Source organism: Flectobacillus sp. (assembly GCF_049240685.1).
Classification (GTDB): domain Bacteria; phylum Bacteroidota; class Bacteroidia; order Cytophagales; family Spirosomataceae; genus Flectobacillus.
Window position 1 is genome coordinate 1 of record NZ_JBMLSD010000151.1, and the last position, 4,912, is coordinate 4,912.

Below are 4,912 nucleotides of genomic sequence, written 5' to 3' on the forward strand. Positions count from 1 at the left end.
TTGTGTTAACGGTAATTTAATCACCGTTGCAAAATTATTATAGATACTCAAATATCCGAATGCTACTATACTTTAAAATAGCTCCAACGAACTAAGCTAACAACTTGAACTATATTTAGGTCTATTCAAAAACAAGTTTAGTCTTAGGCTCGAAAACTTCAAAACCTGTGATCTTTTCTTTTTTTAATCGTTTAACTAACCTTGAGGAAAAATAACTATTCACACCCGTTAAATAATTAGTATCCCACACATCTAAGCTAGTATCAAAGCTTGATTTTAACACTAATTTAGTTGCAAGAAGTGCTTTTTTTGTTGATAGAAGAATTGCTTCATATTCCTCCAATGAGTTTACTCTAATAATTTGCGAAAGGTCTGTTGTGTAAAATTGGAGAACATCTCTGACAAATTCTGATTTCTCAAAATCTACATTTTCGCCAAACTCCAATTCAAAATGTAACAGCCAATAGCCCTCTATAAGCTCTATTTTTTTTTCAACTTTACTCGGTTGATGAAATGTCACTGGGTAAAATCGATGGTTTGGCAAATTATATTCTTCTAGTATTTTTTTGACTCTATCAGAAATACAAACACCTTTCAATAATGAGCCAATACCAATGAAATCAGTCACTCTGACATTTTTATCCAAAATAATACCATCAAGCCGTACTTCAAAATCAGGCAGATTACCCAAATTAAAATCTCTATTAAAAAAGTTCTCAACCTCACTCGAATAATACTTATAATCATAAGGGAAATAACCTTTTGAAGTTCCATCAACATGATCTGTACAATGTAGTTGCCAATATTTCATAGTGTAGTTGTTTATTGTATGCACAGGTTCAAGTCCAAGACTTGAACCTATTTTTGTAAATAGTTTCCCAACTATTTACCTTCCATATCAACACTTTTCCCCTGATGCTCAAAAGCCCAAGTTGCCATGGCGTGTATGACAGGAAGGAGTTTTTTCCCAGATTCACTCAATTGGTAAGTTACAAAAGGAGGCACAACAGGTTTTGCTTCTCTGATTAACAATCCGTCTGCTTCTAACTGCTTCAAATGCTGAATCAATACCTTTTCTGTAATAGCTGGAATCGCCTTTTTGAGTTCACTGTATCGTTTACTTTCTTGAGATAAATGATAAATAATGATGGGCTTCCAGTATCCTCCAATCTTTTCCATCGTAAAAGTTACAGGACATAGTTCCAAGGCTGTTTTCTTATTTTGTTGTATGGTCGATGATTCTTTAATCGCTGTCATTTGATACATACTTTAGGGTAAGTACTTGTAAAAAAGTAAGTACAAAAATACCTTTGTATCAACAAAAAACAAAATATAAAATCATGAAAATTACAGTCACAGGTTCATTAGGAAACATAGGTAAACATTTGGTAAAAATATTGGTAGCAAATTCTAACGAAGTAACTGTTATCAGTAGCAACGAAGATAGAAAGTCTGCCATCGAAGGGCTTGGCGCTCAGGCTGCTATTGGCTCGATTACAGATACCGATTTTTTGGTAAAGTCTTTTAAGGATTCTGATGCGGTATATGTAATGACTCCCCCAAACATGGGCGGTCAAAACATCATCGAAAATACTGTTAACGCAGGAAAATCGTATGCTGAGGCTATTATCAAAGCAGGAGTTCAAAAAGTAGTAATGCTTAGTAGTATTGGCGCTGAATTCGAAAATGGAACTGGGCCAATCGCTGGGCTTTATCATATCGAAAATTTGTATCGCACATTACTTCCCAATGTGAACGTAAGCTTTATGCGAGCAGGGTATTTCTATACAAATTTCTACAGTAATGTTCCACTGATTAAAGGTATGGGAATTATTGGTGCTAATTATCCCGCTGAGGCTAAAATGCCAGTGGTGCATCCACAAAATATCGCCGAAGCAGTAGCGGAGGAATTACAAACCAGTACTACAGGACATCAGGTTCGTTATGTTGTTAGCGACTATGTAAGTTTGTCGGAGGTGGCTAAAGCATTTGGAGATGCTCTTGGAAAACAACTTCCTTGGGTAGAGTTTACCGACGAACAATCATTCCAAGGAATGCAACAAGCTGGTCTACCTGCCGAAATGGCAAACTTATATACCGAAATGGGCGTGGCAGTTCGTGAAGGAAAATTACAAAAGGATTTTGACGCAAGTGGTGCTCCACAGGTAGGTTCTATCAAAATTCAGGACTTTGCCAAAGAGTTTGCAGGCGCATTCTAAGGTTAAAAGACCTAAAAATGATTTCATCCACAGTCTAAACAACTTCTTGTTTGGGCTGTGGATTTTTATTTTATCTTTATGATAAAATAGACTTGAAATATGCCATAACTGTCTAATAGTTTGGGTATTTGGTCGATTGATAGTCGTAATTTTTTGGCTAAAAAATACAGATTGCGTAACATTACATCAGATGCATTGTATTGTCACAAGTACTTTGTACCTATTCCCTTCAATTATTACATAAACCAATTTAACTATTTGAAAATGAACGATTACAATTCTTCTCGCCGTCAGTTTTTAGGTGCTGGCGCTGCTTTGCTTACAGGTACACTCATGGCCAATGCAAAACTCTGGGGTATGCCTGCCATTATTGATAATTTCGGAAAATCTGGATCATTAATCAAGGGCGTACAAATCGGTGTAATTACCTATTCGTTTCGTGAAATGCCCGACCAAAGTGCGGAGGCAACTTTACAATATGTCCGTGATTGTGGTATTAGTGCGATTGAACTGATGGGCGGTCCAGCCGAAAGTTATGCTGGCGCACCTAAAAATCCTGTAGATTTCCGTGCTGTATTTCCCTTGATGCGTAAACGCAACGAAAAACAAACCTTGACTCCTGAAGAACAACAACAATTAGACGAGGCTGAAACTAAAATGAAAGCCTATCGTGCTGAAATGGCGCAATGGCGTGCGACGGCTCCTATTAGTAAGTTTGAGGAATTAGGAAAGACCTATAAAAAAGCAGGAGTTTCTATCTATGCTTTCAAACCTGATGCGTTTGGTATGCAAAATACCGATACCGAAATAGAATACGGTATGCGTGCTGCCAAGGCTTTGGGTGCTACACAAGTAACTTTGGAACATCCAAGCAATGACGCTCATACCTTAAAGTTGGGTAAAATGGCTGAAAAAGTTGGTATCAAAGTAGGTTATCATGGCCACGAGCAACAAACATATACGTTCTGGGATACAGCTTTGGCGCAGTCACCTGCCAATGCTTTAAATCTTGATTTTGGACACTTTGTAGCAGCAGGAAATCCAACGCCTTTGGAGATGGTCAAAAAATATCATGAGAGAATTGTGAGTATGCACATCAAAGACCGTCAGACAAAAGCCAACGGTCGTGGCAATTTGCCATGGGGACAAGGCGATACGCCTATCGCTGATGTCCTTAAATTGATACGTGATAACAAATACAATTTCCCTGCAACCATCGAATTAGAATACCAAATTCCCAAAGGCTCAAATTCGGTAGAAGAAGTGAAAAAATGTCTAGAGTTTTGTAAGCAAGCGTTGGCATAATAGGGGAGAGGGTTTAGGCAAGGAGGCATTAGTAATTAAACTTTACTCTTGCCTCTTTGCCTAACCCCTATCCCCTAATCAACACTTTGTCCCTCTGTGCCTTTGTGCCTGTTCCCTCAAATATATGAACCTACAACACCTTTTTTCCGAATTGCTTCAAGGCTATACTCAAGATATGGCGAAGATTACGACGTATTGGACAGAGCTCCGAGATGCCTATGCTCGGCCAAGTCGGCATTATCATAATCTGACTCACTTAGAAAATTTGTATCATGAATTAGTATCCGTAAAGACTCAAGTTCATGATTGGGAGGTAATCCTATGGTCATTATTTTACCATGATGCCGTATATGACACCTTAAAATCGAATAATGAAGAAAAAAGTGCAGCTTTAGCTGAAAAAAGAATGAAGAGTTTGGAGGTTTCGGAAGAAATCGTTGCCAGAGTTGTTGAGATGATTTTGGCAACAAAAACGCATGTGGTCTCTGAAAATCAAGATATTAACTATTTTACAGATGCTGATTTATCTATTCTTGGAAAAGATTGGGAAGTGTACAACCAATATGCGATGCAGGTAAGAAATGAATATACGATTTATCCAGATTTATTATACAACCCTGGGCGAAAGAAGGTCTTAAAACACTTTCTCGCAATGAACCAGATTTACAAGACTGATTACTTTACTCAGAAATACGAGGAACAAGCGAGAGTAAATATAAGTAGAGAATTGGAAGGGGATAGGGTTTAGGCAAGGAGGCATTAGTAATTAAACTTTACTCTTGCCTCTTTGCCTAACCCCTATCCCCTAATCAACACTTTGTCCCTCTGTGCCTTTGTGCCTGTTCCCTCAAAGCTCTAAATCGTAATCCTATGGTCATTATTTTACCATGATGCCGTATATGACACCTTAAAATCGAATAATGAAGAAAAAAGTGCAGCTTTAGCTGAAAAAAGAATGAAGAGTTTGGAGGTTTCGGAAGAAATCGTTGCCAGAGTTGTTGAGATGATTTTGGCAACAAAAACGCATGTGGTCTCTGAAAATCAAGATATTAACTATTTTACAGATGCTGATTTATCTATTCTTGGAAAAGATTGGGAAGTGTACAACCAATATGCGATGCAGGTAAGAAATGAATATACGATTTATCCAGATTTATTATACAACCCTGGGCGAAAGAAGGTCTTAAAACACTTTCTCGCAATGAACCAGATTTACAAGACTGATTACTTTACTCAGAGATACGAGGAACAAGCGAGAATCAATATACAAAGAGAATTGGAAGGGCATAGGGGTTAGGCAATAGAACTAACCCCTCCTTGCCTAACCCCTATACCCTCAAAAAAACTACTCCACTACAACCTCATCCACAAAAAGCCATGCTTTATCT

Annotated in this window: 6 protein-coding genes; 4 read left to right on the forward strand and 2 right to left on the reverse strand. The window is 37.8% G+C overall.

Annotation, left to right across the window (positions count from 1 at the left end; translation table 11 throughout):
* Nucleotides 1–121: 121 nt before the first annotated feature.
* Both ACOVQ4_RS06940 and ACOVQ4_RS06945 read right to left on the reverse strand, forming a co-directional pair.
* Nucleotides 122–811 carry a hypothetical protein gene (locus tag ACOVQ4_RS06940; protein ID WP_421819926.1) on the reverse strand — a complete coding sequence of 230 codons (690 nt, stop codon included), beginning with the start codon at nucleotides 809–811 and terminating at the stop codon, nucleotides 122–124.
* Between the two features lie 71 nt (nucleotides 812–882).
* Nucleotides 883–1,257, reverse strand: coding sequence for a winged helix-turn-helix transcriptional regulator (locus ACOVQ4_RS06945; RefSeq protein WP_095160616.1), 375 nt, complete (start codon nucleotides 1,255–1,257; stop codon nucleotides 883–885).
* An 83-nt stretch (nucleotides 1,258–1,340) separates the two neighbouring features.
* On the opposite strand from ACOVQ4_RS06945, the gene ACOVQ4_RS06950 reads away from it, so the two are divergent.
* The 4 genes from ACOVQ4_RS06950 (at nucleotide 1,341) to ACOVQ4_RS06965 (ending at nucleotide 4,821) form a co-directional block, all read left to right on the forward strand.
* Nucleotides 1,341–2,219, forward strand: coding sequence for an NmrA family NAD(P)-binding protein (locus tag ACOVQ4_RS06950; protein WP_421819927.1), 879 nt, complete (start codon nucleotides 1,341–1,343; stop codon nucleotides 2,217–2,219).
* Between the two features lie 264 nt (nucleotides 2,220–2,483).
* Nucleotides 2,484–3,524 carry a sugar phosphate isomerase/epimerase family protein gene (locus ACOVQ4_RS06955; RefSeq protein ID WP_421819928.1) on the forward strand — a complete coding sequence of 347 codons (1,041 nt, stop codon included), beginning with the start codon at nucleotides 2,484–2,486 and terminating at the stop codon, nucleotides 3,522–3,524.
* 124 nt (nucleotides 3,525–3,648) lie between these two features.
* Nucleotides 3,649–4,272, forward strand: coding sequence for a hypothetical protein (locus ACOVQ4_RS06960; protein WP_421819929.1), 624 nt, complete (start codon nucleotides 3,649–3,651; stop codon nucleotides 4,270–4,272).
* 207 nt (nucleotides 4,273–4,479) lie between these two features.
* On the forward strand, nucleotides 4,480–4,821 hold the full coding sequence (locus ACOVQ4_RS06965; RefSeq protein WP_421819930.1) for a hypothetical protein: 342 nt from the start codon (nucleotides 4,480–4,482) through the stop codon (nucleotides 4,819–4,821).
* The last annotated feature ends 91 nt before the right edge of the window (nucleotides 4,822–4,912 follow it).